Source organism: Leucobacter sp. NPDC077196 (assembly GCF_040687075.1).
Lineage (GTDB): Bacteria > Actinomycetota > Actinomycetes > Actinomycetales > Microbacteriaceae > Leucobacter.
In genome coordinates, this window is the sequence record NZ_JBFBML010000049.1 from 1 (window position 1) to 1,268 (window position 1,268).

Annotated in this window: 1 protein-coding gene; it reads left to right on the forward strand. The window is 58.4% G+C overall.

Annotation, left to right across the window (positions count from 1 at the left end; genetic code table 11):
• Positions 1 to 69 precede the first annotated feature (69 nt).
• Positions 70 to 1,226, forward strand: a protein-coding gene (locus tag AB0O71_RS15460; RefSeq protein ID WP_290808142.1) for an IS3 family transposase whose coding sequence is annotated in 2 segments (ribosomal slippage) — positions 70 to 346 and positions 346 to 1,226 — 1,158 coding nt in all. Because the reading frame shifts where the segments join, the coding sequence is not laid out codon by codon here.
• The last annotated feature ends 42 nt before the right edge of the window (positions 1,227 to 1,268 follow it).

A 1,268-nucleotide genomic window follows, 5' to 3' on the forward strand; every position in this document is an offset into this window, starting at 1 on the left:
TGACCTGACCTACAGTTTGGTTTCCACTCGGGGTAGCTAGTCGATGGCCTCCATGAAAGGCTCACCAACATGCCACGCCCGTATCCACCAGAGTTTCGTGCACGCGCGATCGCGCTCGTCCGCGAGGGCCGACAGGTCACGCAAACCGCTGCACACCTCGGCATCCACGAGGTCACGCTGCATTCCTGGCTCCGTCAAGACGATATAGATTATGGCCGCAGACCCGGTAGATCTACCAGCGAAGACGCTGAGCTGCGAGCAGCACGACGCCGAATCAGACAGCTCGAGCAGGAGCTGAAGATCGTGAAACTGGCATCGAAATGGCTCTCCGAGGAGGAACGAGTCGACCCAAAAGGGCGCACCCGGTGATCGACCGTCTCGTCGACACCGGGGCACCCGTAGAGACCTGTTGCCGCCTTCTGGGCGTCTCCCGGCAGGGCTATTACAGATATCGGAAGCGTCCCACGAGCGCCACGCAATTGCGGAGGCAGTGGCTCACGGGTCTGATTCGTGAAATTCACACGGCCTCGCGCGGAACATACGGGTACCGGCGCATTCATGCTGAGCTCACGATCGGGATGGAGATACCGTGTTCGAGTCGACTGATCTCAGTGCTGATGACTCGGGGCGCGATGTACGGGCTTCCGGGCCCGACCCGGGTGAAGCGATTGAAGGGAGTGGCTACTGCTGATGATCTCGTGCATCGCAAGTTCCACCGGCTGTCGCCGAACGAGCTCTGGGTGACGGATATCACGGAGCATCCCACACGGGAAGGAAAAGTATTTTGCGCGGCCGTACTTGACGCGTGTAGCCGCAAGATCGTGGGATGGGCGATCGATTCCAAGCAAGATTCAACTCTTGTGGTGAATGCCCTCGATATGGCGCTTCGCGCGCGAAAGCCTGCCCCTGGTGGCATCGTCCACGCTGATCATGGAGTTCAGTTCACCTCGTGGGCGTTCACCCAGAAGATCCGCTCTGCAGGGCTTCTGCCGTCGTTCGGAACCGTCGGTGATGCCCTTGATAACGCGATGATGGAATCGTTCTGGTCATCGATGCAGATCGAGTTGCTGAACCGGAAGAAATGGAGAACGCGGATTGAGCTCGCGAACGCGATATTCGAGTACATCGAGGTGTTCTACAATCGCAGACGAAGGCATTCGTCGTTGGGATATCAAACGCCCACGGACTTCGATCTCGCCCTCTCAAAGCAGTTAACATCCGCCTGAAGCTAGCGACCGGGACTGGAAACCAAACTGTAGGTCAGGTCA